The organism is Halococcus sediminicola, from assembly GCF_000755245.1.
Classification (GTDB): domain Archaea; phylum Halobacteriota; class Halobacteria; order Halobacteriales; family Halococcaceae; genus Halococcus; species Halococcus sediminicola.
Genome location: NZ_BBMP01000023.1, coordinates 124,141 through 148,304, shown reverse-complemented (window position 1 = coordinate 148,304; position 24,164 = coordinate 124,141). Strand labels below are relative to the sequence as shown.

Genomic DNA, 24,164 nt, shown 5'->3' with positions numbered 1-24,164 from the left:
CTTTGACGTGATTCGGAATAGTATAACGTTTTGAAAAAAGCAACCTGAGTTACACAAATTCGTTCTGCCTCCTCTTTGGTCGGTTCGCCACGCTGATATTCTCCCCACGTCTGTCGTGGGTTTCCGCTTGCTTACTGCCCTTCGGCGGTTTGAAGCCACGCTATCCGGCGGGTACCGAGCCGGCGCAGTAGCGCTGAGGAGCCATACCCCAGCACGCCGACCGCTATCATCCCGACGATGATGTTCGAGTACGCGCCCGCGGTGAAGGCGTTCCAGATGAAGTAGCCGAGACCGCTGCTCGACAGCAACTCCGCAGCAACGAGGCTCACCCATGCCAGCCCCATCGCGTTCACAAGTCCCGTGTATATCGACGGCAGCGCACCGGGCAGGATGACGTGACGCATCGTCTGGGGCGGCGAGGCCCCGAGCGAGCGCGCCGCCTGCGGGTACTCCTCCTCAACACCACGAACGCCCTCGACGGTATTGAGCAAGATCGGGAAAAAGGCCGCTAAAAAGATGATGAACCGGACGATGTTCGCGGGCGTGAACAGGATGATCGTCAGCGCTGGATACCACGCAATCGGTGGAATCGGCCGAAGCACTTCGAGCGCCGGAAACGTCAGGTCGGAGATGGTCTCGCTGCGCCCGATGAGCAGTCCCAGCGGGATCGCGACGACCGCCGCGACGATGAAGGAAAGATACACCCGGAACGTGCTGCGGGTGACTTCCTCCCAGAAGGAAATGCTGGCGGCTGCACCGGCGAACGCGACCGCCACCTCAACGGGTGAAGGGAGGCTCGGGATGATGTCCACGACCATCGTTCCGAGCGCCCAGATGGCTAGTATGGAAAGCAGCGACGCCGCCTGTTGGAGGCGTTGTTCGTACGCCATCAGACCCATCCCTCCGCCTGTTTCATCGCGCTCTCGGCCTCGTCGTGGATGTTCTCGATGGCTCGGCTCTGGAGTTCGTTGAACCGATCTGTCGTGGTGTCGTCGTGTTCATCCATGCTTACTCCACCGACCATGGCGTTAGCCACCGGCCGAGTGCCTCGACGAACGCCGAAGAGGCGTATCCGAGCGCACCGACGGCGAGCATCCCGATGACGACGATTTGATTCTGTAGCAGTCGCGAACCCTGGATGATGATGTAGCCCAATCCCGGTCCACCGGTCAGCAGCTCAGCGGCGACGACGGTAATCCAGCCGAGACCGACACCCAGCGAGAGCCCGGTGATGATCGAGGGCAAGGTTGCCGGCAAGATCACGTGTCGGAAGATGTCCCCCGAGGAGGCCCCGAGCGAGCGCGCGGCTTGCGTGTACTCGATCTCGATGGTGCGTGCGCCCTCGAGGGTGTTCGTGAAGATGGGGAAGAAGGCCCCGATGAACACCACGAACAGTGCGGGCAGCGGCACCGATACTGCCCCCACCGCGAGCGCCGGAAAGACGATGATGGCGACGGGCAGCCACGAGATGGGTGGAATCGGACGAAACGCTTCGAGTGCCGGATAGAGCAAGTTTTCCCAGCGATCGCTCGTCCCGATAACGAGACCGAGTGGGATGGCGAGCAGCGCCGCGACCACGACGCCGACCGCGACCCGCGCGCCCGAGTAGACCGCATGCAGGTAGATGGTGTCGCCGCCCTCGGTTAGCGGTTGGCCGGTGAGCGCGCCGACGAATTCGACGATAGTGGTCGTGGGGCTGACGAAGTGCTCGAAGTTGAGTACGCCGAACTGGTAGAACAGCCACCAGATCGCGATGAAACCGACGAGCGAGACGAGTTTGCGAGCACCACGGAGCGGTGATGGAAGCCTCTTGGCAAACCCTTTGACGAGGCGCTCGTTTATCGGACTGGTGCTCATCGTGTGCCTCCGGAATCGTTCCCCTCGGAAGCATTCTGCGCCGATGCATTCCCGCCCGAGCCGTTCGTGGAAGTGTTGTTGGAACCTCCGGCCGACCGCGGTGACCAGTTAACTGACTTGCCGAGTTCGGCCGCCGCCTCGTTGAGTATCTCCGGTTTGTACCGATCCGGTGGCGGCGGTGCTTCGAGCGCACCCTGTTCGGTGAGGAACGCCGGTGCAGTCTCTTTCATCAACCGCCCCGGCTCCTTGGCCTGCTCGTAGTCGGTCGCGAACTCTAAGCGCTTGACTGTTTCGCCGATTGGTGGGTCCTTGTAGACACCCCACCGAAGCGTCGCCCGGTCGAAATATCGGAGGTCTTGTTCCTGTTCGACCAGATCCAGAGTCCGCTCGTGGTCAGTCGCGAGAACGCGGGTCGCTTCGAGTTCGGCCTTCAGAATCGCCTTCGCTGCCTTCCGGTGGTTATTGATGAGATTGTCGGTCATCGGGAGTCCACCGGCATCGATGACATTGTACTCCGCACCGGTTGAGACGTATCGCGTGAGGTCATCCTGAAAGACCGACTTCGCTATCGATGGCTCCCACCCGACCCCTGCCGCGATGCGGCCCTCACGGAGGTTGGCGAGAATGGTCGAGATGCCCGTATCGACCATTTCAACCTCGTCCGTACTGATTCCCTCGGCTTGGAGCAGACGGAGGAGATAGCGGTGGGTACACGAGCCTTGCGTGACGCCGATACTCTTGCCCACAATATCGGACGTTTGTTCAATGTCCGAATCCCGCGGGACGATCAGGAGGTTACATTGCTGGCCGCGCGACCAGTTGGCGAGCCCGACGAGGCTCGCGGGAGTCTCGGTCTGAGCGATGGTCGTCAGCGCCGGCATGTCACCCATCCAGCCGGCCTGATTCTTCCCGACGCTGATGCGATTGCCGATAACCGCTCCTTGCAAGGCCGACTGCCATTCGAGCGAGTAGCCATCAGGGAGGTATTTCTGTGGGATATCGCTGTGTTTCATCACGAGCGCCTCCCACGCATGGGCCGAAAACGGCTGATAACCCATTGTCAGCGTCGTTTTGGTGCCACTGGCCGATCCGAGACAGCCCGCCAACAGTCCAGTCCCCCCGATGGCCGCCCCACGAAGGAATCGCCGTCGGGAACTGCCTCTCGATACTCCAGCCAATCGTTGCCGATGGTTATCTTTCATGTATGCACTGTCACCATTCGCCACCCGGCACGCTCTCACCGAAGTCATGTCGACCCCCTTCGAAGATGGCAGCCGCCACCATGCTCTGTAAGTTACGTATTAGATATCTCCCCTTCCTATTCGTGTAAATCTATTGCATTCACACGCAGGCTATAGTTCCGAAATATCTCACCGACAGTGGGCCCAGTGGGGCAATCTCCGGGACCGGGCGGGCTCGTACTGGTCGGCCAGTGGTGGCTCCTGCTACGACTGCTTTTGCTCGGCAAGGGCTGCCAGAAAGGTTAACAACACGGCTCACGGAGGATGCTGACTACGTCACGATGGCTCGAAAGAAGAAACTCAGCCCGAGCGGCTCGAAAGACCAGAACGGAAGCTACCACAATGCTCATCTGAGCCTTCACGAAGACGAACTCTCGATCGCAGGTCTTGAGATCGGTGACGAGGTGTTCGTTCGCGTGTATGACGACTCGATTACCGTCCAGAAAGCCGATTGATGTAAGCGCGTCTCCTTGTACTCGTCGTCCACCCCAGCTTTCCGGAGAGCTAATTCGTGGCTGATCCCTACAACAGGACGACTTGTGCCAGCCCGAGAAAGGCAAAAAAGCCGAGCACATCGGTCGCCGTGGTGATGAAGATGGTTGCTGACGTTGCGGGATCTTGTCCCAGCCGGTCAAGGATAAGCGGGATGAGGGCACCGAAGAACCCAGCGATAATGAGGTTCAGTACCATCGATACACCGATGACCAGCCCCAACAGCGGACTTTGATTGAATATCGCCGCAATGACCGCAACGAGCGCACCAGTAATGACTCCGTTCGCGGCACTCGCGATGACTTCGTTGATGATAGCCCGCGTGCCGGTTGCGAGTGATACCTGCTCAAGCGAAATACCGCGAACGGTCACGGCCATCGTCTGAGTACCTGCGTTCCCTCCCATCCCCGCGACGACCGGCATATACGCCGCCAGCACTGCGAGTGCCGCGATAGTGCTCTCGAACAACCCGACGACGGCCGCGGCCATGAACGCCGTTCCGAGGTTGATAATGAGCCATTTGTACCGACTCCGGATTTTCCTGAGTGGCCCATCGAGCACACTCTCCTCCTCGGCGACGCCAGTGAACTCGTAGAGGATCTCACTCGCTTCCTCCTCGATAAGCGAAAGCACGTCGTCAGCACGAATGACCCCGAAAATCGTGTTCTCCTCGTCGAGAACGGCGACGGTACGCTCACGATTCGCCTGAAACACTTCAATAACCTCTGTCTCAGGCCAATCATAGCGGACGTACGGAACATCATGGACGTACTCTGTGATCGTCTCGGATTCTCGGGCGGTCATCGCTAGTGTTGGTCCCGGTAGTTCGCCCAGTAGCTCCGTCCCATCAGTGACGAACACGGTCGGAAATCGGCCCGCTCGATCCTCGAAGCGACGGACGCGCTCAGCCACACGGTCGAAGCTCGCGTCCAAGCTAACAGTGATGTAGTTGAGGTCCATTACCCCGGCGGCGGTTTCGGGATCGAACTTCAGCAAGAATCCGAGTTTCTCTCGACGAGTGTCGCCAAATTCTTCGAGGACAGCCTCACGCGTTTGTTCATCGGCCATTCCGAGTACGTCGGTGGCTTCGTCAGGATCGAGACTGCGAATGAACACCCGCAACTGCTGATGATTCATATCCGCAACCAGTGACTCCTGTATCACCTCCGACAGGCGGAAGAACACCTCCCGCTTGCGGTTCTGGGGAAGCTCTGCAAAGGGTGTTGCAGGCGTCGGAGAGACCGCAATTGCCTGCTGGATGTCCATGAGCTGGTCAGTCATAAAGGGCGATCTCACCGAGTACCTAAATTTTGCATTGGTCCGTTAAGGCGCTCTGCTTGGGTTGCTGGCCGCCCGTTATGTCGCGCGAGCGTCTGACTGCTATTCTGGGCTGGCCCGAACGAACAAATACGCGCTAAATCCGCCACCGATCACGGCGAAGACGGCTAGCAACATGAACAAAACCAACGGAGAGAAGTAGGTGAGAACTGCCCCCGCGAGCGAGGCGGCGAGTGCCCCAATACCGAAGTCGCCGAGATAGGTGAATCCATACGAAAGTCCACGAGCTGCGGGCGGGGTGTATTCGGCGACGGCCGCCTGATAGAACGGCTGGACATAGAACAGGACGAACCCGAATACGGCAGACAGCACGAGCAACGGTCCGAGACCGGCGTTCGCCGCGGGGAGATAGCCAACGGCGAGTACTGCCAACCCGATAAAACCGGTGATGAGACCGACTTCCACGGGAACCCGATCAGTGAGTTTCCCGCCAGTGTACTGGCCGAATATCCCCATGGCGAGCAAACCAGCGAAGACGTAGTTTCCCGGTTCGAACGTCGCTCCGAAGGCCTGAATCGGCTGAATTGCACTGAATCCAGCGAATAGTTGCGGGAGGAACGTGAGCGAGCCACGGTAGTAGAGTCCGTAGCTCATCACCATTCCAAAGACGATGATAAACGCACTTGCAAACAGGAGCTTCGAGGTGTCGATGAACTCGCTCATCGACTCCACGCCCGTGTCGGCTTGCCCGCCGTCAGTCGCTACACTGACAGCCGCTGTTTCATCGACGTCGATACGTGCGGCGAGTACGGCTCCCGCGAGCGCCGGCAGTGCGAGCACGAGCGCTACAAGCCGCCACTCGTCACTGAACACGACTAAGAGGAGTGTTGTCAGCAGCGGACCGACGGCGGTGCCAATGTTCCCCGACATTCCGTGGTAGGCAAAAACGTCGCCGCGGGTGTTTGCCCCCTTGGTGATCAGCGTCAATCCTGATGGATGGTGAACGCTTGCCGCGGCTCCCCAGATCGCGAGTACGAGCGCCAGCACGGGTAGATTCGGCGCAGCACTCACCCCGACGAAAGCGATTCCCATACCGACGAGACAGCCGACCAACAGCGGTTGTGAACCAATGCGATCGGCAAGGATTCCTGACGGAAGCGAGCCGACACCATACAGGGCGAGACCGACGGTCACAGCGCCGCCGACAAGCGCTGGTGTCGCGTTGAACTGTGCAAGCCAGACCGGGATAAAAATCGGGATGGCGAACTCGTAAGTGTGCACCAACGAGTGCGAAAGCACCACGAGACTGGTGATCGCCCGGTCGTTGTGGTCCATACCGTCTGCGACGTGAGCCACTCACTTCATCCCCCGATTTGCATAAAGTGCCCGCAGTCCCCAGCTCAGCGTTCGCCCCGCTCGTTGGTGTGGTACTCGTTCTCTGCAATCCTCGATAGAAACGAATATAGCGAGGCTAGGATCGCTCGATCGTGGCAATGGTCGCCGCTTCGATACGGTCGGGGTCGTCGCCGGGATACGAAGCGACGAACTGCCAGGTCTCTTCGCTTTCGAGGTTATCCACAGTGAGCCATCCTTGGGCCAGTATCTCCTCCAGGCTGGTTTGGAACTGCACCTTGATGCGGACCTGCCTGATGGTGCTCTCGGAGATGTTCTGTATCCGTCCAGCGACCGCTGTCCCGCCTTCGCTATCGGTGACCAGCGATGCCCCGAAAAAGGCGATAGTGCCGTTTCCGTAGAGGGTGGCCTTCACTCCGTTCTTGAGCGTTTTCGAGTTGGAACTGGGCGGTGTTGTGACCGAGCCATAACTAGGGCCGTCGTTGAGATCGGTATCGCTAAGGGCGGCTCCCACACCGGCAAGGACCAGCGCGCCACCTCCGCCGCTGGCTGCGAGGAATTCTCTTCGATTCACGTATACTGATCGTTCGTGCCCTCCGAGATAGTGTTTCGGAACGAGCTACAGGACATTCGACGAGTGTGTTCTGATTGGGACTCTCGATGTCGGCCTTCGAAAGTCAGAGCGAGTCGCTGTGGCACTTTTCGGACGAGTCGGTGTCGCTCTCGACTAGTCGGGGTATGGCCGGATGTCTCTCGAAGCGTCTCGTTAGCAACGGATATATTGGGAATATCTGAAGGGGGACATATTCTTCCAATCGAAAGTTATGCATAATGAGTTTAATTCCCTACTATTTCGGAATCTTTTTTAGATAGCTAGCATTAGGTGTAGATGGCTGGGAGGGACACCAGCCAATTCCCTGAATGGGTTACATGGTGATGCCACGCAGTGGACTATCCCCTTCCTGCAGTAGGAGTTCACGCGGACTCCGCTCCTCCTCTCGGTCGTAAATCAACCGTTGCCCTGGTGAAACTCCCTCCATAGAATGGATGGTAACTGGAGTGGAACCGCACTACACAAAGCTTATGACTCTCCGAACTAATCATTCAATCAGGTCGAGCGAGGAAGCTACGTTGCGTGGCATCACCTTGTGACTTCTTCCCCGTTCGACCGTCCTCCCCCCCCTGTTTCACAATATCGATAGCACTGGCTCCTTCGGGGCTATTTGCCAGCTGTCGATGCAGAATGGCCAATCAACCGAATACAGACATTGACCTCGGAGTTGCCAAGCGCTTGCTGATCACTCGCTGGTTGAACCCGGCGACAGTCCTTCGGTCCACTCGGGTGCGCAACACGTTTGCTGCTCCTATGGAATGCAGCTCGATTCGGCAGCGACGGCTCGTCTCTGAACGGTCCCTTGAGTGGATGGGCCCATGAAGAGCAAAAGGGCACACCAGAAACAATGCCAGAGAGTGCTCTAGTGCCGACAGGACCTGAAGAGGCTCACAACTCCCGCAGATCCATCCCTTTTACTCTATAGAAGGGTCACAGACGGACACCAAAAGCTTTTCTATGAATATTGTTACAAAAAGTAACGAAGCCGGTGGGATATAATTACGGCAGTATTAGTGCCACGAACAACTCACATCAGGATGATACGTTTACCCACAGATGTGTCTCTCGGTAGGCGTTCTCGACGGTCGGATTGTCAGGCGGCGAGCCACGATAAAGCAGGTAGGTAAGGCGGAGGCGCTTGCCAGTCAACGTGGGTGTTACGTCGTGGGTCCAGTTGGCCGATTCGTTTGCAGGGATCGTCCGACTGAACCGATCTAACTCTCGACTTTCGCGGACAGTCGTCGAATTGTTTTGAATCGAGACACGCTGGAGTTCGGCAACGACTGAGTAGTCGACCTGTTCATGCTCGTGGTTGCCAATTCCGACAACGAGGGATTGACTCTGGCCGGCGGTGAAGTTCTGTGGGTAATCATCGGCGACGAGCGCACCGGACTCGTTCTCGGTAAGCAGGTAGAACTCGCTGAAGCTCTCGCCGGATTTGGGCACCAGTATGGCGTAGCCGACGCTACTGACCGCGAGCAACAAGCTCACGACTAATATGACGTTCAGGACGGCATCGAGGCGCGTCTCCGGGGCGAACAGTTCCGCCCGCGCGGTCTCTATCCAAGCACGATACGGGACCCGAAACCGTTCGGCGGCGGGCAGCGCCTGACGACGCAGCGCAGCAACCACGCTGGCGGCCAGCGTGAACCCACCGATCGAGAGCACGATCGGCACGAGCCGGATCCCAAAGGGCGTAAAGTTCAGAACCAGTCCGATCAGCGGCGTGATGGCGATGCTGAGTCCAAAGGATAGTGCCACCCGCTCGATGCCGTCGATGCTGCCCTCGTGGCGGGGGTCGACACGTTCGGTCAGTCCGGCGCGGGTATCGGCTGCCGTCTCCTGTTCGGCCTCATCGGGGTTCGGCATCGGGCGCTCGCCCTCCTCGCCGTCGGTCGTTGAGACTTCCTCGACACTTGGACCGCGTTCGGGAAACAGCGCCGCGATGAACGCGTAGCCGGGCGCGAACAGCGCGAAGACGAGACCGAGGACGACGCGTAGTGGCGTCTCGCTGACGATGGGTGCAAGCGTGGCGACTCCCGTCGCGAGTACGAGCAGGACGATTGCCGCGAGATCCGCGGGAAACCGACGAAGGAATCGCGGCAATAGCAATCGAAGCGTCCCGTCAGACATACTCCCGGATTTCGCTAACGGCACCTAAAGGGCTTGCTTTCATCGTTCGCTTGTTCGAACGCTCACTACCAACCGCTGCACGGTCGTTACGGGACGGTTGACAGTAATGTAGTTAGAAATAAGTTTATCTACTTCTGAAACATATGAATCTCGTGAACTACGATCGCCGAACGATGCTGAAGGGTTCAGCGCTTGGATTATTAGGGGTCAGTATGGGCCACAGCGGGACGACCAAAGCAGAGGGGAACTCCACAAACTGGAATGACTCTTCATCTAATTCATCGGCGGGCTGCTCGTCAATCGAGCATAAACTCAATTCTCTTAAGGGTTCTGGGATGTACGATCACGCAACGTGGGGATTACTGGTGATAGATCCTGAAAGCGGTGACGTGGTCCACTCACTCAACCAGGACCAATTTTTTGCCCCAGGCTCTACCGCCAAACTCGTCCCCATTTCGGCCGCATGGGACACGTTCGGCGCCGACCATCGTTTCACGACGCCGGTCTACCGAACAGGAGCGGTGACCGATGGCCGGCTCAACGGCGATCTCGTCCTCGTTGCATCAGGAGACCTTACGATGGGTGGGCGGACACTCTCAAATGGGAAAATCGCATATACATCGATTGATCATACGTACGCCAACGCGATCCCCGGAGCCACTCTCACCGAGACTAATCCGTTGGCAGGAGTAGACGACCTCGCAGCACAAGTGCGAAAAACGGGCATTACACGAGTTGAGGGAGATGTTCTTATCGATGCACGATTGTTCGAGGACAACGATATTCTGGATCCGGAAACACCCCTCTCACCGATCCTCATCAATGACAATCTCGTTGACGTACTCATGACGCCGACGGAGCCGGGACAGCGAGCGGAGGTCTCTCACCGGCCTGAGACAGCAGCATATCATATCTGGGCTGACGTTGCAACTGTCGGGAATGATCAGGAAACCACTGTTGAAGTTTCCAGCCCGCAAGAGGGTGAGATCTACGTGAGCGGTCAAATCGCTGCTGGAGAAGACCCTCTCTTGCAAGTTTATCAGGTCGACGATCCGGCTGCGTTCGCCCGTACTGCGCTGATTGAGGCCCTTGAAGAAGCCGGTGTCGAAGTAGCAGCACCGCCTACTGGACCAAACCCGACCACTGACCTTTCGGGTTCCGGATACCAGTCTTCTATGAAGGTCGCTGAACACGTTTCGCTCCCGTTTTCCGAATATGCGGAATTAATTCTCAAGACGAGCCACAATCTCGGTGCTAATCTCATGGTCTGTCTCTTGGCTGTCGAAGCAGGAAGCAATGATTGCCGCGATGGTTTCCCAGTCATCTATGACTTCCTCACGAATGTCGGTATCGACACCAATGAGGTGTCACTGTCGGATGGCCGAGGGGGAGCGCGCGAAGACCACGTCACGCCCCAAGCGTTGGTTTCTTTGCTCTCATATTGGCATGGCACACCTTCCGCGGAAGCGTTCGCTCAGACGTTGCCAATTCTGGGGGTAGACGGCTCGTTAGCTGAAGTTGCCCCAGATAGCCCAGCCGCAGGCCATGTATTTGCGAAGACCGGGACCGTCGCAGGACCGGACCTCCTCAACAACCGTATCTATCTCACAGCCCAAACGCTTGCTGGCTATATCGACGCTGTGGACGGACGCAAACTGGCTTTTGGTCTCTTCATGAATCATGCTAGCGTAGAGAATATTGAGGGCGTAATTGAGGTAGCGGATCAACTCGGGGAACTTACAGCTACCCTCCAGCAGGAGTGCTGAGTAGCCGGTCTCTATTGGTATCTGCGTGACTGAGTTAGAGAATATCCTCAGCAAGGACTATTGATGAATTCATATAGCTGATTCGCTCTTGTGAAGAGTTCACGATGCAGATTGACACCCTCTTATCGACTTGTTCGTACTAGTATGTCCTCCAACCTATCTCATGAAAAGCTATGGTACTCTCTATCAGGAAAATTTAAATGTAAATGCGATATAGTATGGTCTATGAGGATTAAAGAAACCCTCTTTGGCGGGAAGAGAAAATTCGCGCTCGTTGCGCTCGTCGTCATTGGTGCCATCCTTCTCGCGATGGGAACGTACTCGTTTTGGACTGATTCGGAATCCGCTCCCGGAAACACAGTCGAAGCGGGGACGCTTGATTTGAGCATTGACGAGAGCGCTAGTGACACTATCTCGCTCACCAACGCCCAACCCGGTGACACTGACAGCGCTACGTTCGCCCTGCAAAACGTCGGCTCAACCGAAGCAGACCACGTCGAGGTCGATCTCAACTTCAACGAAAATGACATACAGGACGAACCCGCTGATGCAGATTTGAGTACCGAGTTGAATGCCCAGGAGACTGCCGCAATGATCGAAGTCACTGACTTCACCTACGACGGGACAGATCTGCTCGGCAACGTGTCCGATCAGAACGGCAACGGCATCGTTGACCTCGCAGACGTGCAGAGTCAGGCCGGGAGCACCGACAATCTCACTGCACCCAGTGCCGGTGGCTCTGACACCACCGAACTCATGCTTGGTGTTCAGATAGCTAACGACAACGATGGGTCGTTCACTGGCACTGACGAAGACATCATGGCTGATGGTGTCGATATCACACTCGACTTCACGCTCAACCAAGACGCGAGTCAGTAACGCAATCAACCTGATGAACCGCCGTACGGTCCTCGCCTCCGGCCTCTCAACGGCAGCACTACTCGCGGTTCCTCCAGTGGCGGCGCAGTTCATCGATACCGAATCATCTGAACAGGGACCGATTGAGGGAGGTGTACTCGATCTCAAACTCAGTGAGGTCGGCCCTGCCACGCGCGGCAGTACGACCGATGAACTTCAAGAAGACGAGGTCACGAGAACCTGGCGGGACACTGATCATGGACGCCTATTCAGTTCAACACCAGCTGGAAACACGCTTCGCATCGATAATACTGCATCGACAGTCGACTGTGATGAGATCGGCGTGGCGGTCTCATACGTGGAAAACGACGGCCGATTTGGACGAGGTGGAAATGCTAACTTGACGGTACGTTCGATGCGGGTGAGTGAGTTTACCTACGGCGGCAGGAACTTGCTTGGATCCGTCATCGCTGACGAGAACGGGAATGGTCGGTACGATGTCGAAGACCTCACGCTTGGGAGCACACGCGAGAGACTCACGTCGCTTGCAGGGATAGAGGCTGGAGAGAGCACCGACCTTCGAATCGAGATCAACGGAAATCGTGGTATCTTCGGGAGAGTTCGCCCGGATGACGGGATCGAGATCACGGTTTCGGTCGTTGGCTCTGCTCAGTCATTCGAAGACCAGGACGTATCGGTTGAGAACACGATCCAGTATCGATAGACACTTCCATTGCAGTAAACTCACCTTGAGATAGTAATTTGGTCGGAAACGTATGCATGCAGTGCCTCCGTGAATATCGTTCAGAGATACTGGTGAGTATTGCTCTTGTTCCACTCATCATCCACCTGGTGTTCGTTCCTCTACCAAGCTACGGAAGCTATGTCGTCCTGAGTGGGAGTATGGAGCCAGCAATTCAAACAGGCAGTCTTGTCTATACACACGAAACGAACGATTACACAAAAGGCGACATCATCACGTTTTCCGTGCAAGACAGAACGGTTACGCACCGAATTGTCGGCGAAACTTCAGAGGGGTTCATCACAAAAGGTGAAAAGCAGCCACCCGATTCATGGCGAATATCAGAATCGCAGATCCGTGGTGAGTATGTCTTTTCAGTCCCACTCTACGGATATCTCCTTCGTCCACTTACCGCGCCAGGTCTGGCGCTCTGGGGAATGATCGTGGGCGTAGTAATCCTCTATACCGCCGGACGGGAGCTACTCAGAGAGAAGTGTAGTGAAGAATAAGCAGACCGGTACAGCCCATCAGGAGAACCGCGGATGGGCCGCTCACCCTTTAGCTGTACTACAGTCAGGTTCGCGGTTATCGTCGGCTGAGGGTGCGCACGTCAAAACTATCACTTCCGGCTCACCAGAACGATTGCGACGGTGATGAGGTAGGTTGAACTATGTGGGCGTTCGTCATCGTAGCATGCAGGTCACGCGCCGCTACTGGGCGGTCGCCGGAACGGGCCTTCTGCTTGCCGTTCTCGCGATCGCGTTCGCTCGCCCACTGCTGTTGGTCGGTGCGGCGAGTCTCGGCGCGTGGCTGCTCGGACGCCAGTATCTGTTCGTTCGTGCACTATCGGAAACAACCGCTGTGATGACCATCGAGCAGCTCCCCGCCCAAGACCGAGTGGTTGCGGGCAACGAGACGCCAGTCACACTCGCGGCATCGTTCGCACGCCCCGCCCCGCTGGCGATCGAAATCGAGATCGGTCTGCCGATCAGTGCAACTGGTACGGACGCCGAAGAGCGCACACTCGATATCGCGCCTGGCGACGAACAAGTCGATACCGTTGTGACTATCCAGTGGGCAGTCGCTGGCTCCTACGAATTTCCCCAGCCGACACTCACGCTTGGCGATGCCGATGGACTGTTCGTCGAGCAGTTGTCGCGCGGACCGACGCCATCGATCGTTGTTGAGCCGCAAGGGCCGCGGAATGTCCACGTCGGTGAGGGTGGCGAACAACTTATGACGGCGTACGGGCGGCGTCAAGGCGGTCGTCGGGACGCCGGGCTTGATCCGGGTGAGCTTCGCGAGTACATCCCCGGCGACACCGCCGACCGCATCGACTGGAACGCGACCGCACGGTTGAACGAGCCGTACATTCGCGAATACGAGGTCGAAACGAATCGAACGACGGCGCTGCTTGTCGACCATCGTACAACCATGAGCGACGGGCCGCCCGGCGAGACGAAACTCGACTACGCAAGAGAGGTCGCGTTGACGTTCATCGACAGCGTCAACGAGTTTGATGATCCGCTCGGTTACTACGCCGTCGGCGACGGCGGAATCACCGATTATCGCCCCCCGACATCTGGGCGCTACGGCGACGTCAAACGCCGGCTGCGCGCTCTGGAACCAACCGCCGGAGATACGACCGCCACCGACCGCGACGACCCCGCCACGCTACGTCACACCGCTCGCGGACTCACAGACCAGAATGCCTTTGAGCGGACGGTCGGGGCGTATCTCGAATCCACGGCGACATATGTCGAGCATATCGCGGGCGATCCACTGTTCGAGACCGCACGCACCAGTCTTGCCCGGCTGTCAGGGACGGTCTGGACGGTGATCTTCACCGACGACAGCCATCGGGCTGAGCTTCACGAGACGGTCAGGCTCGCCCGGCGCGGCGACGGTCGCGTGCTCGTTTTTCTCACGCCGACGGCATTGTTCGAGCCGGGCGGGCTCGCCGATCTTGAGGAAGCCTACGAACGTTACCGACGATTTGAGTCGTTTCGGCGCGATCTCGCGCGTCTCAGACGTGTCTCCGCGTTCGAGGTCGGCCCACGTGATCGGCTGGATGCCGTGCTTGCAAGCGGGAACCAACGCAGCCGCTCGGCAAACGCACAGTAGACGTGTTCACGCCTGCGCCGCGTGGCTTCCCGCTTCGACGACGTGCTGTATATCCACTTGTATCGAGGAGAGTGGAGAGCACAGTCTTCCAGGTCTTATCTGTGACTTCGAGCGCCGAGTGTTGGATGGCAAGCGGGAATACGACATAACGCAGAAGATACCTGCGCGTTTTTAGTGGCAGGCGTATATCGAGAACGTATGGCGACCCGTCGACGGCAGCGATTCATCTATGCGCAGACGGCCTGGATGCTCGCAGCCATCGGTGGGTTGGCGTTGCTCGGGGCGCTCTCGCTGGAGTTGTTTTTCGTCGTCTCGCTCATCGGCTTTCTGATCATCGTTGAACTCACCGCTCCGTTTTCGGTGACGCCGGAGTGGCGCTCGCGGCTCCGATGGATCATCCTCGCTGGGCTAGCCGTCTTCGCCTACGTTGTCGTTCGTCGGGTGCTCGCGATCCTCCCAGAGGGGGTGTTCTAGTGGGGCTGCGAGAGCGTTTCGACGTCGGCTATCCACAGCTCGTACTCGTAGCGCTCACCGTCGTCACGGTCGTTGGCCTCGTACTCGCGGCGAGCACGTCGAGCGCGGCGTTCGGCTCGTACAATGACGCGTGGGACGGGGCCTCCGAGCTTCGCGAGCAAGCACAAGCAACCGGTGCCGAGGGTGAGATCGTCCGGAACACGTCGCGATACGCGAGTGTATCACCGAACGGAACGGTCGCGGTCGTCCTCTCGCCCGAAAGCGACTATGGCCCGCGCGAGACCGACCGGCTCCGTTCGTTCGTACGCAACGGTGGCACGCTGCTGGTGGCTGAGGATGTCGGTCAGCATGCGAACGGGCTCCTGGATGCAGTCGGCGCACGAGCGCGCGTGACCGGCCAGCTCCTACGCGACGAGCAGTACAGCTACCAGTCGACGGCGCTGCCGATCGCACCCAATATCTCGAACGCCTCGCTGATGACTGACGTCGATAAGCTGACCCTCAATCACGGTTCGCCCGTCGCTCCGAACGGCGCAACGGTGCTCGCGAGCAGCTCCGAGGTGGCGTACGTCGACAGTGACCGCGACGGCGAACTCGACGACGCAGAGGAGATCGGGACGAAACCAGTCGCGACGGCTGAATCGGTCGGTGACGGTCGCGTACTCGTCGTTGGCGACCCAAGCTTGTTCATTAACGCGATGCTCGAGCGCTCGGACAACCTCGCGTTCGTTCGCTCGGTGTTCGGCGTCCACGAACGCGTCCTGCTGGACTACTCGCATGCAGGCGGACTACCGCCGCTGTCGGTCGCACTATTAGTCGTTAGGGACGCGCCGCTCCTCCAGATCGTTGTCGGGGCGCTCGGCATCGGCGTCATCGGTCTCTTTGCACGCTATCCCGGTATCGCTAGGCGACTTGTCGACCGCGCCGGCCCCGCCGATGAGCCATCGCTAGCGTCGCGGCCAGAAGGACTGGCCGCGTTCGTTCGCGAGCGCCATCCCGACTGGGATGACGAACGAACCGAGCGTGTCATACAAGGGATTATGGCCCGTCGGGAAGAGTAATTCACCAATGGCTACCCCCGAAGAGCTCTACGAAACGCTGAACGAGGAGGTCAGTGCAGTACTTATCGGCAAGGAAGATCTGGTCGAGGGACTCACGATCGCGGCACTGACTCGGGGGCACGTCCTGCTCGAAGGCGTCCCGGGCGTCGCGAAGACGACGCTCGCACGACTGTTCGCACAGGCAAGTGGATTGGAGCATACGCGGATACAGATGACTCCGGACGTACTGCCGGCTGACATCACCGGGACGCACGTCTACCGAGAACAGACAGGCGAATTCGAACTCCAGCGTGGACCGGTGTTCGCGAATCTCGTGATCGCCGACGAGATCAACCGCGCGACAGCGAAGACCCAGAGTGCGCTGTTGGAGGCAATGCAGGAACGACAAGTCACGATCGGCGGCGAAACCCTCCCACTGCCGGAACCGTTTCTGCTCGTCGCGACCCAGAACCCGATCGAGATGGAGGGAACCTTCGAACTCCCGGAAGCTCAGCGCGACCGCTTCCAGCTCAAGCTCACGGCCGACCTGCCGGACCGCGAGGAAGGACACCAGCTCCTCGATCGCTTCGACGACGACCCCGACCTCGGCCCAGGGGACATCGAGCAGGTCACCACCGCCGACGAACTGCTTGAGGCGCGGACGGCCATTAACAAAGTGTACGTCGATAACACGGTCAAAGAGTATATGCTCGATCTCGTAGCCGCAACACGCGAGAACCCAAACGTCGAGTACGGTGCGTCGCCGCGGGCTACGCTTGCCTTCCTCAATGCAGCAAAAGCTCGTGCGGCCATCCATGGCCGCGAGTACGTCATCCCGGACGACGTGAAAGCGCTGCTCGAACCAGTCCTCGTCCACCGACTGGTGTTGAGCACCGACGCGTCGCTTGGTGATGTCTCGGTCGCAGACGTGCTGGCGGACATCGAAAACGACGTCGAGCCACCCGGTAGCGACGTTACGACCCCTGCGGCGACCCCCGATGGAGGCGAATTTTTCGACGGTGAGGCGAGGTAGTCATACAAAATCAGTTCCAAACTCGATTCGGTCGATATCGGCTAATAGAACGGTGAGACTTCTCTACTGTCTCGGTTAGGTATGATTCTCCCACGAACACGTTACGAGGTAGTCGGCACGATCACCGTCGGCTGCTTTGGTCTCGACGGTGACTGCCCGATCCAATCCGGCCGCGGTCCCGACGCCGAGAAACGACGCTACGGGGTGATCGATCCGGTCGACCGCACCATAGGTACTTCCGTTGATGGCAAACGTGACCTGCCCGTCCCCGTCAGTGCGATCTGAGGTTACGCTCTGTGCCAACTCGAACTGTTCAACGAGTCCATCGGCGAGCTGTGTAGCGAGCGTGACCGGTTCATCGGCGAGCCCGCCCGATAGCGTCTGACGGAACTCAGCGAACAGCGGGCCACCGCTCGGATGAAGGGCGACGCCACGCTCGGCTTCGTTGTCTGTAAGGACGAACACTGCGTCGAGTGCTGATGGATCTGGATGCGTGTATTCGGACTGCTGAGGGACGAACAGTCGTATCGAGACGCCGTTTGGCGTCTCCGGTCCAGGGAGATACAGTCGCTCGTCTTGGAGTCCGAGTTCCCTCACGAGTGCTGCCTCGGTCGCTGCAAGCGAGCCGTAGATTCCCTCACCTACCGATGCAGAGATGAACTGCTCCGGAGTGAGATAACGGGTCAGTGCGGCCGCGAACAGGCCGGTGCCACCGAGCGCGAAGAGTACGGTGCGAGATTCAGGAAGGGCCACCCCGCCGAGTGTCGCGAGCAAGCCGACAGCGGCCAATGCGAGCGCCGTCCGACGGTACTGCGTTCGACGCGCGCGTGCATATTCTTCGCGGAGGCGCTGGTTTTCCTCTTGAAGGACGTCGACCTGCGCGGCGAGTTCGGAGGCCTCGGCAGTTGCTTCCGCTTCGGTTTCCGGCTCGTCCGACCCTACAGGTCGATCCTGAGCTTCGCTCTCGCTCATGTCCTGACTAACCCCAGCATCACTCGCTCGTATCGGTGAATGCCGTAGGCGAAGAATGCGGTGGCGAGGGCGAGCGCGCCCGCGACGATCCAAACTGTCTGGCTCGCCTGAAAGCCAAGCCAGCCGATCGATCCGATCACGAGACCGGCCAGCAGCGACACGACGAGTAACCGTGCTGGGTCGTGATGATCGACGGCAGTACTGAAAAGCACTCCGAGCAGGCCGATCTCAGCAAGTACGAGGATCGCAAACGCCCCACTGGCTGGGACGAGCGCGACGAGAACGACCTGTCCGAGCGCAAAGGCTGCCGTCGTCGAGATGAAGTAGAGAGCACTAACGAGACCAGCAGCCATGAGAACACCGAGCGGACCGACTGCCACGCCGACCGCGAGCGTTGCGACGAGCGTTCCGAGCGCTGCAACCACTTTCGCAATACGAGAAAGGCGTGGAGCGTTCGGTTCGTGAAAGGTAACACTCATTGGTATTCTTTGGAATGGCGCTAGATTAAGAACAATCGTTTGTACACGGGAGTCGTCACAGGATGATTTATGTTTTGTCTTTTGACCGAAATCATTCCGATTGTGCCCTGGAATCCGTGTCCCGCTCGTCGGTCGTCGCTGGGTTATCGGATTCGGCTACCGTCTGAGCGTCATCGAGTGCGGACGACGCTGTCTCAGTCGAGAGCGAACGCTGGGAGAAGGTTGCACGCTCGTAGCGTTCGGTCAGTCGCCTGAGTGCCCCGAGCCGATGGTGGTCGATCCCGTGGTCGACGCATGCTTCCAGAAATTCCCAGTGTGTTCGTGCGCCACCGAGTTCGGGGTCGCGACCGAGCGTCCGTCGGACGGCCGTGTACGCGATCTCGATCGCATGCTCAGAGTCACCCGCCGATAGCCGTTCGCGTGCCGCCGTGAGCAGCGCCACGAGACCATCGCGCTGTTCGTCGGTGGATCCTGTCGCCTCACTTCCTATCGTCGACGTGGGAGAGTCTGTGGTCTCGGTACCGCCGAGACCGAGCCACGCACGAAGGACGGCGACGGAAGCGCCGAGTACGAAGATGCAAGCGAATCCAAGCAGCAATTGATAGGTCACGGGGAGAGCTGTGAACACGCTGAGGAACTGCTCGAAGACGCTAGTCACCTGGACCGGAACCATGAGCTGGAGCGTTGTTCGGCGACGCGATGATTCGAGGTTCGTGTTTGCGCCGTCGAACGTCGCACCGATCGTCGTCATCGTGGTGCCCGTCTGATCCGCGAAGACGTTTTGCGGCACCGTGATGTTGGCCGCGTAGCTGCCGTTTTCGTCAGTTCTCACGGGCGTCGTTGAGTTATTCAGTTTGACTGCCACCGTTCGGTTCTCGACCGGCGTCCCGTTGGCGGTGAGGTTGCCTTCGACGTGGACGGTCGGTCCGCCGATGGCCGAACCGTTCACCGACTGCTGGGTGGCGTTGATCGACAGTGCCGTCGGTGTCTGCGTGACCGTCACGGGAACCGACGTGTTCGCACTGGCGATGGACCGATTCTCGACTGGCAGCGAGACGCGAACGTTTTGACGGCCGGGGGTGACGCTGGCCGGCATCCTATCGGTCATCCTGAAGCGACCGTTCTCGCCCGTCCGGACGCGACTGCCATCGGAGAGGTTGAACTCCTGGCCGTCAATCGAGACGGCGACCGGTAGCGAGCCGACGCCACTGTCGTTGACCGCGACGCGGCCGGTGATCGACAGTAGGTCGTCGAACCCGACGGTCTGTGGGGCCGTCCGTGCCTGGATCGCCGGCGTTGTCTGTTGGACGGAGACAGGCACGGAGGTTTGGTTACTCCGATAGATCGACTGGGTCGACGGTCGATAGCGGACCGTGAGACGCTGTGTATCCAGCGGAAGGAGTGTCGGTCGAAAGGTGATGGTGTACCGTCCGGAATCGTCGGTGGTCGCCCGTTGGAGACGGTTGTTGTCCTCCAATGCGATGGTACGGTTTGGGAGTGGTGTCCCATTCGGCGTCGTGAGGCGGCCGCTCACGACAAACGGATCGTCGAAGGAAGCTCGTGGGTTGGCCGTCGAGGCTGTGATCGTCGTATTTGCGAACTGTTCGACGCTGACCGTTTCGGCGACGGCGGAGACGTTGTTGGTGGTCGCGTTGGTCGTTTCGATTGCCGCCGAGAAGTTCTGGGTCGTGCCGTTATCGATCGTACGATAGTCCTCGGTCAGTCGGGTCCCAGTCTCGTTGATCTGTTGGGATAGCCGTTGGGCACGACGCGCAAGTCGACGGGCACGTTCGGTTTGACCGTTTTGCCGTGCAGTCCGGTACTGCTCGACGGTCCGGTGAAAGCGTTGGACGTCGTTTGCGTACGACGTCTGATTTTCTCTGGCCTCTTGGAACTCGTCGGTTTTGTTGGTCTCGGAGTCGGAACTGCGGGTGACGTTGACGTATTTGCCGAGCCAGTCGGGGTAGTCCTTTGATTGGTTGCAGGCGTTGTAGTTGCCGACCCCTATTCCCTCCGTACAGTCGACGAGCGTCTCGCCGAGTCGATCGGACAACGATCCCTGCAGGGCGGAGACGTTGCCCTCGTCGTCGGCTGATTGTGGGTCCTCGTGGGCGACGGAGCTGTTGTTGGCCGGCTGGTCGATCTGTGATGGCTGGTCGGCCGTGTCAGCGCTGGCCACCGCCGCACTGGCTGGTACCAGCCCAACGGTCACGAGCAACATCGCCAGACAAACCACCATGACGGTGCCGAAGCGAGGCGCGGAGACCACACCGGCATCTCTCCACGACCGGATAAAACTGCTTTCCTTCCCGGCAATCGGCTCGATTGTCGCGTTCGGCGGCGTAACAAGCGACCGCAACTGTCATCATTCAGGTCACCGTCGCCCAGACAACAGCCGAGATGAAGATCGCACTCTGTCCCCATCTCTCCCTCGAACATTATCGCGGCGGCGAGAAGTGGACGGCAACGCTCGCCAACCGCTTGGCCGCTGATGGCTTCGATGTCGCGGTCCGTGCGCTGCCCTATACCCCGCAAGACGAGCGTCGTGTAGCGGTTGATGATGTCCTTGACGATGCTGTCTCCTACCGCGAGTGCTGGCATCACGATCTCTCGGCGTTCGATAGTGCCTACCTGTTCTATCATCCGTTCGCCCGCTCGTTTTTCACCGGCGAGACGCGTGCGATCGCGGGCATCCATTCATGGGTGTATCTCACGAAGCAGTTGTACGAACCGTACTATGGGATCGTCCCGACGGCAGCGAAACTACTGTATCACGCACTCGGCAAGCACGCTTTCGATCGGTTCGATGCGGTTCACACCGTGACCGACAGCTACACCTCTCCGCATCCGAACACCCATCATATCCCGAACTTCGTCGATACGTCGCTGTTCAAGCCCGTCGAAGGCGAGCGCGAAGGACCGTTTACCGTACTCGTCACGGCGGCACAGCTCCCTTCAAAGGGCTGGGATCGCACGCAGAAAGTCGCTACCACGCTTGCCGACGAACTGCAGGTGGTGACGACCGGTGACAGCGACCATCCAGCGATCGAAGGGCTTGGTTTCCTCGATGAAGACGAACTCGCTGACGCCTATGCGAGCGCTCATACCGTCTTGCATCCGACCCGCATCGACGTCGACAGTCTAGTGATCAAAGAGGCGCTGGCGTCAGGCACGCCGGTCGTGACGACACCATTGCGAACCCACCCCCCGGAAGGGGACGCCGTCTTGCATGGGTCGACGGTCGGCGATCTCGTTGCGCGGCTCAGAACGCTTCGATGGGAGTGGACCCACGACAGCGGCTACGAGCGGCGCTGTCGCCGGGCTCGTGAGATCGGTGAACGCTCAAGCATCGACACGGTGTATCCACAGCTCAAAGCACTGCTGACGACCCCGGAGCGAGCCGATGGATAGCCGTCTCGAACGTATCGGGGGTCGACTTCTGCCCGATACGATTGCCACGCTGCTCGCACGCTCGTTTCGACGTTACGCAGTAGTGCCGTGGTATATCGTCGTGCTCGCGGTGGTGTTGTTCGTCGGGTTTGCAGCCTACACCATCGCCCTCTATGAGAGCTTCTGGCTGACTGGTGCGGACTTCGGCACGTATGTCCATATGCTTGCAACGACGCTTGATGGCGAGGGATTCCTCCAGCAAGGGAAATACGTCGCCGGCCATCCAAGCGGGTCGTACTGGGGCGGCCATTTTACACTCACACTATTGGTGTTTCTGCCGCTGTTCGCGCTCGTCACATCGCCGATAACGCTGCTGTTGTGGAAATCGTTCTTTCTTGCAGCCAGCATCTTGCTCGTGTGGGTCGTCGCCAGAGATCACATCGAGGATCGACGCTTGGCTGGATTTCTAACCGTCTCCTATGCGTGCAACCCGTTTCTCTGGTCGGCCTGGATATACGACTTTCAAGAACACGTTCTCCTGCCGATGCTGGTCCTTTTGGCCTATCATTGGTATCACAACGAGCGGTATCGACTGTTTTTGCTCGCGTTCGCACTCGTGTTGGTTACCAACGAACTCATGGTGCTCATCGGCGGCGGCTTTCTGGTCGGTCTCGCAATCAGTGCCTACCGTGCCGGCCGTCTTGCTCGCGAACGATGGGTGTTCGCTGGGGCGGCCGTACTGACCGTCGCCGCGAAACTCCTCTCGGGGGCGGTCATCGCTCGCTTCAGCCGTGTCTCGGGCATCCGCGAGGCGGCGATCGCGGCCCCGCTGCAGCCATTCGTCGAGGGTGGCCGAGCAACGACCGGTCAGTTGCTCTCGTTGATTCTTTCGCGGCCCGAACTCATTGTCGAGTCGCTCGGAGCCGACGTCTTCACCAAACTGCTATATTTCGCGCTCTTTCTCGCACCGGTACTGTTCCTCGCGCTGGTCGATGAGAGCACGCTCGGTGCGCTGGCACCGTTTCTCGGGTTCGCATGGCTGCTCAGCGGGACGGAGGCGTTCTACACGTTCGATGTCCACTACCCGCTCTATCTGCTGCCGTTCGTCTATATCGGGGCCAGTCGCATATTGGGGCGACTATCGCCGATGTTACCGTCGGGACGCGCGCTCACGACGTTTCTCGTCGTGGTGCTTCTGACGAGTGCCGGGGCCGGCGCACAGACTATCGCCGACGAAGGTGCGGTGCCGGAGACCAACGACCACAAAGAGACGCTTGCGACGGCTGTCGAGAGTGTGCCGGCAAATGCCTCACTCGTGACCCAAAATACGATCTATCCTCACGTCGCGACGCGCTCGAACGCGACGTTCATCCCGAATCCATCGCTGTTCGGGCTCTATCAGCAGCAGTACGGCACGCCGAAGCCGGAGTACGTCCTCTTCGATACAGGACTCGATACGCGCTCGTACGACTGGTCGATACCCGTGCGGGACGCATATTTCCCCCTGGTTGGCGACGAGTACGGCGTCTATCGCTATCAGGACGGTATCTGGATTCTCAAGCGGGGGTATAACGGATCGCCAGTCGGCATCACGCAATCATCACCGAGCGAGCGCGTTGTCTTCGATGCCAACGAGTTCACAGCGAGCGAAAGACGAGTCAACGGTAGCCGCCTCGTCGATACTCATGGCACCAACGGCAGCAACGTCTGGCACGGTCCTTACACGGCGCTGCCAGCGGGCAACTACACCGCAACGTTTCGTGTCTCCGCGGCCGACAGCGGAGCGAACGGCTCAGCCTTAACCGTCGACGTGGCGGTGGGCGATAGAGCGCGTGTAATTGCCCGTCAACAGGTGCCAGCAGCGAGTGGGGCGCAGACGGTGACCGTCCCGTTCACGCTTGCGGAACCGCGCAATGGAATCGAATTCCGTGGCTTCCGGACCGGCTACGGGACGATCGCGCTCGAGTCAGTCGTCGTAGAGTCGAAGGCGAACGGATCGGCAGCGGGTGGTTGAGGGAACGAACTTCGAACGTGGTTGATTGACCGGCAATATGATAATTGAGAATATTTTGAAGCGCTCCTTGAAACGCGCACGTACTTTCGCTGAAACCGCGCCAACGAAGCCTGCCGGACTTATTCTATTATGATGGGATCTCTGCTCCGCACTCCTCACACTGGTTTGGTTGCCACGCAACAGTTTGGGTGATCGACTGCACGGACTCACACGTCGGGCAGTATTCCTCCTTGTCTGGTGTCTTGCTGTACGGCATCTTTCTCTCTGATCGTTGGATTGTTTGGTAAAGAATCTGATGGATATTT

21 protein-coding genes are annotated in these 24,164 nt (G+C 58.9%); 11 read left to right on the top strand and 10 right to left on the bottom strand.

Annotated elements, in window-relative coordinates:
* Nucleotides 1-131 precede the first annotated feature (131 nt).
* From ACP97_RS14925 to ACP97_RS14915, 3 genes are all read right to left on the bottom strand, one after another.
* Nucleotides 132-890 (bottom strand): ABC transporter permease, encoded by a 759-nt coding sequence (locus tag ACP97_RS14925; RefSeq protein WP_049998632.1) that lies wholly within the window; start codon nucleotides 888-890, stop codon nucleotides 132-134.
* Nucleotides 891-1,008: 118 nt separating this feature from the next.
* Nucleotides 1,009-1,857 (bottom strand): ABC transporter permease, encoded by an 849-nt coding sequence (locus ACP97_RS14920; RefSeq protein ID WP_049998631.1) that lies wholly within the window; start codon nucleotides 1,855-1,857, stop codon nucleotides 1,009-1,011.
* A complete protein-coding gene (locus ACP97_RS14915; RefSeq protein WP_049998693.1) occupies nucleotides 1,854-3,059 on the bottom strand; it encodes an ABC transporter substrate-binding protein in 1,206 nt (401 codons plus the stop codon). The genes ACP97_RS14920 and ACP97_RS14915 overlap by 4 nt, the downstream gene beginning before the upstream one ends.
* 233 nt (nucleotides 3,060-3,292) lie before the next feature.
* On the opposite strand from ACP97_RS14915, the gene ACP97_RS20505 reads away from it, so the two are divergent.
* Nucleotides 3,293-3,553 (top strand): hypothetical protein, encoded by a 261-nt coding sequence (locus ACP97_RS20505; RefSeq protein WP_154020030.1) that lies wholly within the window; start codon nucleotides 3,293-3,295, stop codon nucleotides 3,551-3,553.
* A gap of 67 nt (nucleotides 3,554-3,620) precedes the next feature.
* Here the strand turns inward: ACP97_RS20505 and ACP97_RS14910 are convergent, their stop codons facing one another.
* From ACP97_RS14910 to ACP97_RS14895, 4 genes are all read right to left on the bottom strand, one after another.
* Nucleotides 3,621-4,871, bottom strand: coding sequence for a magnesium transporter (locus ACP97_RS14910; RefSeq protein ID WP_049998630.1), 1,251 nt, complete (start codon nucleotides 4,869-4,871; stop codon nucleotides 3,621-3,623).
* A 99-nt stretch (nucleotides 4,872-4,970) separates the two neighbouring features.
* Nucleotides 4,971-6,203 carry an MFS transporter gene (locus ACP97_RS14905; protein WP_049998629.1) on the bottom strand — a complete coding sequence of 411 codons (1,233 nt, stop codon included), beginning with the start codon at nucleotides 6,201-6,203 and terminating at the stop codon, nucleotides 4,971-4,973.
* A 136-nt stretch (nucleotides 6,204-6,339) separates the two neighbouring features.
* Nucleotides 6,340-6,795 (bottom strand): FxLYD domain-containing protein, encoded by a 456-nt coding sequence (locus ACP97_RS14900; RefSeq protein WP_154020029.1) that lies wholly within the window; start codon nucleotides 6,793-6,795, stop codon nucleotides 6,340-6,342.
* Nucleotides 6,796-7,866: 1,071 nt separating this feature from the next.
* Nucleotides 7,867-8,967 (bottom strand): DUF1616 domain-containing protein, encoded by a 1,101-nt coding sequence (locus ACP97_RS14895; protein ID WP_049998627.1) that lies wholly within the window; start codon nucleotides 8,965-8,967, stop codon nucleotides 7,867-7,869.
* Between the two features lie 143 nt (nucleotides 8,968-9,110).
* Between ACP97_RS14895 and dacB the strand changes: the two genes are divergently transcribed.
* From dacB to ACP97_RS14860, 8 genes are all read left to right on the top strand, one after another.
* Complete coding sequence (dacB, locus tag ACP97_RS14890; RefSeq protein ID WP_079977657.1) at nucleotides 9,111-10,733, top strand: D-alanyl-D-alanine carboxypeptidase/D-alanyl-D-alanine endopeptidase; 1,623 nt, start codon at nucleotides 9,111-9,113, stop codon at nucleotides 10,731-10,733.
* 144 nt (nucleotides 10,734-10,877) lie between these two features.
* A complete protein-coding gene (locus tag ACP97_RS14885) occupies nucleotides 10,878-11,612 on the top strand; it encodes a TasA family protein (protein ID WP_237561192.1) in 735 nt (244 codons plus the stop codon).
* Between the two features lie 13 nt (nucleotides 11,613-11,625).
* Nucleotides 11,626-12,315, top strand: coding sequence for a hypothetical protein (locus ACP97_RS14880; RefSeq protein ID WP_154020028.1), 690 nt, complete (start codon nucleotides 11,626-11,628; stop codon nucleotides 12,313-12,315).
* Nucleotides 12,316-12,371: 56 nt separating this feature from the next.
* Nucleotides 12,372-12,842, top strand: coding sequence for a signal peptidase I (locus ACP97_RS19220; protein WP_079977656.1), 471 nt, complete (start codon nucleotides 12,372-12,374; stop codon nucleotides 12,840-12,842).
* Between the two features lie 184 nt (nucleotides 12,843-13,026).
* Nucleotides 13,027-14,457 (top strand): DUF58 domain-containing protein, encoded by a 1,431-nt coding sequence (locus ACP97_RS14875; RefSeq protein ID WP_049998623.1) that lies wholly within the window; start codon nucleotides 13,027-13,029, stop codon nucleotides 14,455-14,457.
* Between the two features lie 198 nt (nucleotides 14,458-14,655).
* On the top strand, nucleotides 14,656-14,931 hold the full coding sequence (locus tag ACP97_RS14870; protein WP_049998622.1) for a hypothetical protein: 276 nt from the start codon (nucleotides 14,656-14,658) through the stop codon (nucleotides 14,929-14,931).
* Nucleotides 14,931-15,992 carry a DUF4350 domain-containing protein gene (locus ACP97_RS14865; RefSeq protein WP_049998621.1) on the top strand — a complete coding sequence of 354 codons (1,062 nt, stop codon included), beginning with the start codon at nucleotides 14,931-14,933 and terminating at the stop codon, nucleotides 15,990-15,992. The genes ACP97_RS14870 and ACP97_RS14865 overlap by 1 nt, the downstream gene beginning before the upstream one ends.
* Before the next feature lie 7 nt (nucleotides 15,993-15,999).
* The gene (locus ACP97_RS14860) at nucleotides 16,000-17,004 is read left to right on the top strand and encodes an AAA family ATPase (RefSeq protein ID WP_049998620.1); all 1,005 of its coding nucleotides are present in this window, start codon (nucleotides 16,000-16,002) and stop codon (nucleotides 17,002-17,004) included.
* Between the two features lie 75 nt (nucleotides 17,005-17,079).
* Here the strand turns inward: ACP97_RS14860 and ACP97_RS14855 are convergent, their stop codons facing one another.
* The 3 genes from ACP97_RS14855 to ACP97_RS14845 all read right to left on the bottom strand — a co-directional run bounded on the left by ACP97_RS14855 (nucleotide 17,080) and on the right by ACP97_RS14845 (nucleotide 20,724).
* On the bottom strand, nucleotides 17,080-17,976 hold the full coding sequence (locus tag ACP97_RS14855; RefSeq protein ID WP_049998619.1) for a hypothetical protein: 897 nt from the start codon (nucleotides 17,974-17,976) through the stop codon (nucleotides 17,080-17,082).
* Nucleotides 17,973-18,401 (bottom strand): hypothetical protein, encoded by a 429-nt coding sequence (locus ACP97_RS14850; protein WP_237561191.1) that lies wholly within the window; start codon nucleotides 18,399-18,401, stop codon nucleotides 17,973-17,975. Before ACP97_RS14850 ends, ACP97_RS14855 begins: the two co-directional genes overlap by 4 nt.
* A 145-nt stretch (nucleotides 18,402-18,546) precedes the next feature.
* The gene (locus tag ACP97_RS14845) at nucleotides 18,547-20,724 is read right to left on the bottom strand and encodes a carboxypeptidase-like regulatory domain-containing protein (protein WP_237561190.1); all 2,178 of its coding nucleotides are present in this window, start codon (nucleotides 20,722-20,724) and stop codon (nucleotides 18,547-18,549) included.
* A gap of 131 nt (nucleotides 20,725-20,855) precedes the next feature.
* Between ACP97_RS14845 and ACP97_RS14840 the strand changes: the two genes are divergently transcribed.
* Both ACP97_RS14840 and ACP97_RS14835 read left to right on the top strand, forming a co-directional pair.
* Nucleotides 20,856-21,866: a glycosyltransferase gene (locus ACP97_RS14840; protein ID WP_049998617.1), complete on the top strand. Its 1,011-nt coding sequence runs from the start codon at nucleotides 20,856-20,858 to the stop codon at nucleotides 21,864-21,866.
* Entirely contained in the window at nucleotides 21,859-23,859 is a 2,001-nt protein-coding gene (locus tag ACP97_RS14835) for a DUF2079 domain-containing protein (protein ID WP_049998616.1), read from the top strand. Before ACP97_RS14840 ends, ACP97_RS14835 begins: the two co-directional genes overlap by 8 nt.
* Nucleotides 23,860-24,164 lie beyond the last annotated feature (305 nt).

Excerpts from the sequence above, each read along its gene's own strand:
- ACP97_RS14925 (WP_049998632.1), bottom strand. The coding sequence starts at position 890 with ATGGCGTACGAACAACGCCTCCAACAGGCGGCGTCGCTGCTTTCCATA.
- ACP97_RS14920 (WP_049998631.1), bottom strand. The coding sequence starts at position 1,857 with ATGAGCACCAGTCCGATAAACGAGCGCCTCGTCAAAGGGTTTGCCAAG.
- ACP97_RS14915 (WP_049998693.1), bottom strand. The coding sequence starts at position 3,059 with ATGAAAGATAACCATCGGCAACGATTGGCTGGAGTATCGAGAGGCAGT.
- ACP97_RS14910 (WP_049998630.1), bottom strand. The coding sequence starts at position 4,871 with ATGACTGACCAGCTCATGGACATCCAGCAGGCAATTGCGGTCTCTCCG.
- ACP97_RS14905 (WP_049998629.1), bottom strand. The coding sequence starts at position 6,203 with ATGGACCACAACGACCGGGCGATCACCAGTCTCGTGGTGCTTTCGCAC.
- ACP97_RS14895 (WP_049998627.1), bottom strand. The coding sequence starts at position 8,967 with ATGTCTGACGGGACGCTTCGATTGCTATTGCCGCGATTCCTTCGTCGG.
- dacB (WP_079977657.1), top strand. The coding sequence starts at position 9,111 with ATGAATCTCGTGAACTACGATCGCCGAACGATGCTGAAGGGTTCAGCG.
- ACP97_RS14885 (WP_237561192.1), top strand. The coding sequence starts at position 10,878 with ATGTCCTCCAACCTATCTCATGAAAAGCTATGGTACTCTCTATCAGGA.
- ACP97_RS14880 (WP_154020028.1), top strand. The coding sequence starts at position 11,626 with ATGAACCGCCGTACGGTCCTCGCCTCCGGCCTCTCAACGGCAGCACTA.
- ACP97_RS19220 (WP_079977656.1), top strand. The coding sequence starts at position 12,372 with ATGCAGTGCCTCCGTGAATATCGTTCAGAGATACTGGTGAGTATTGCT.
- ACP97_RS14875 (WP_049998623.1), top strand. The coding sequence starts at position 13,027 with ATGCAGGTCACGCGCCGCTACTGGGCGGTCGCCGGAACGGGCCTTCTG.
- ACP97_RS14870 (WP_049998622.1), top strand. The coding sequence starts at position 14,656 with ATGGCGACCCGTCGACGGCAGCGATTCATCTATGCGCAGACGGCCTGG.
- ACP97_RS14860 (WP_049998620.1), top strand. The coding sequence starts at position 16,000 with ATGGCTACCCCCGAAGAGCTCTACGAAACGCTGAACGAGGAGGTCAGT.
- ACP97_RS14855 (WP_049998619.1), bottom strand. The coding sequence starts at position 17,976 with ATGAGCGAGAGCGAAGCTCAGGATCGACCTGTAGGGTCGGACGAGCCG.
- ACP97_RS14840 (WP_049998617.1), top strand. The coding sequence starts at position 20,856 with ATGAAGATCGCACTCTGTCCCCATCTCTCCCTCGAACATTATCGCGGC.
- ACP97_RS14835 (WP_049998616.1), top strand. The coding sequence starts at position 21,859 with ATGGATAGCCGTCTCGAACGTATCGGGGGTCGACTTCTGCCCGATACG.